Origin of the sequence: Flavobacterium urocaniciphilum (assembly GCF_900110615.1) — a bacterium.
Lineage (GTDB): Bacteria > Bacteroidota > Bacteroidia > Flavobacteriales > Flavobacteriaceae > Flavobacterium > Flavobacterium urocaniciphilum.
The window spans coordinates 1-2,099 of sequence record NZ_FOEI01000017.1; the positions used below are offsets into that span (position 1 = coordinate 1).

Genomic DNA, 2,099 nt, shown 5'->3' on the forward strand with positions numbered 1-2,099 from the left:
CCTGCTTGCTCTCCAGTGATTAAACTGAATAAGTCAATTGGTGCTACACTTGAATCACAAACTGTAGTGTTTCCATCTACTCCAGCATTAGGCTGTGGATTAACAGTTACGTTTACTGTTGCACTTGTAACTGCACAACCTGGTATGTTAATTGTATAAGTATAAACTCCTGGAGTATCAACTGTAGGATTGAATACTCCTGTACCACTTGCTAAAGCTGGACTCCAAGTTCCTCCTATATCTGGTGAACCTCCTAATTGTGTAAATAAATCAATAGGTGCGCTTGTAGAACATAATACTGTTGTACCATTTGTTCCTGCAGTTGGTGCTGATGTTATTGTAACAGTAGCTATACTTGTATCATTCGTACAAGGAGCAGTTCCTGTTAACGTGTACGTAAATGTACTAGTTGTTGCTCCCATTGCAGGTGTATAGGTACCTGCTCCTGCATTAAACGTCCCACCTGTTCCTGATGTTTGTGTCCATGTTCCACCTGCTTGCTCTCCAGTGATTAAACTAAATAAGTTGATTGTAGCACCACTAGATTCACAAGTCGTTGTAGCTCCATCCGCTCCAGCATTAGGTTGTGGATTGATATTAATTGTTGCGAAACTTGTAACATCAACACATTGATCATCACCCAACAATGTATAAGCAAATGTACTAGTAGTTGCTCCTGGCGCTGGGGTAAAGGTACCCGCTCCTGCATTAAACGTACCACCTGTTCCTGAAGTTTGTGTCCATGTTCCTCCTGTATCTTCACCTGTTATTAAACTAAATAAATCTATTGAAGAATTACTTGTATCACATATTGTAGTATTTCCATCTGTTCCTGCAATAGGTTGTCTATTTACTGTAATTGTTACTAATGCCACATCATCTACACATGGTGATGCACCAGTTATTGTATATGCAAATACAGAAGTTGAAGCACTTGAACCTGAAGGTGGTGTAAAAATAGCAGACATAGGATTAAAATTTCCTATTGGACCAGAAATTTGTGTCCATGTTCCTCCAGGATCTGCATCTGTAATTAAATTTCCAACATGAATCGCAGAAGCCGTTTGTGGACAAACAACTAAAACTACATCAGTCCCTGCAAATGGCTGAGCGTTGATGTTAACAGTTGCAATACTTGTATCATTTGTACAAGGTGCCGTTCCAACTAAAGTATAGGTAAATGTAGAAGTTGTTGCACCTGGCGCTGGTGTATAAGTACCTGCTCCTGCATTAAACGTTCCTCCTGTTCCTGATGTTTGTGTCCATGTTCCTCCTGCTTGCTCTCCAGTGATTAAACTGAATAAGTCAATTGGTGCTACACTTGAATCACAAACTGTAGTGTTTCCGTCAGTACCTGCATTTGGCTGAGCGTTAATGTTAATCGTAGCCACACTTGTATCGTTAATACATGGTGCAGTTCCAACTAAAGTATACGTAAACGTAGAAGTTGTTGCTCCTGGTGCTGGTGTATAAGTACCCGCTCCAGCGTTAAACGTTCCTCCTGTTCCTGATGTTTGTGTCCATGTTCCACCTGCTTGCTCTCCAGTGATTAAACTGAATAAGTTGATAGCTGCTACACTTGAGTCACAAACTGTAGTATTACCATCCGCTCCTGCATTTGGTTGTGGATTGATGTTAACTGTTGCAATACTTGTATCATTAGTACAAGGCGCAACTCCTGTTAATGTATAAGTAAACGTAGAAGTTGTTGCTCCTGGTGCTGGTGTATAAGTACCTGCTCCAGCGTTAAACGTTCCACCTGTTCCTGAAGTTCGCGTCCATGTTCCTCCTGCTTGCTCTCCAGTTATTAAACTGAACAAGTCAATTGGTGCTACACTTGAATCACAAACTGTAGTGTTTCCATCTACTCCAGCATTTGGCTGAGCGTTGATGTTAATCGTAGCTACACTTGTATCGTTAATACATGGTGCCGTTCCAACTAAAGTATACGTAAATGTAGAAGTTGTTGCTCCTGGCGCTGGAGTAAATGTTCCAGCTCCTGCATTAAACGTTCCACCCGTTCCTGATGTTTGTGTCCATGTTCCACCTGCTTGCTCTCCAGTAATTAAACTGAATAAGTCAATTGGTGCTACACTTGA

Annotated in this window: 1 protein-coding gene; it reads right to left on the bottom strand. The window is 41.2% G+C overall.

All coding sequences use genetic code 11. The features are described 5' to 3' along the window. On the bottom strand, window positions 1–2,099 hold a 2,099-nt coding region (locus BMY86_RS13105; protein ID WP_394332579.1), incomplete at both ends, for a beta strand repeat-containing protein.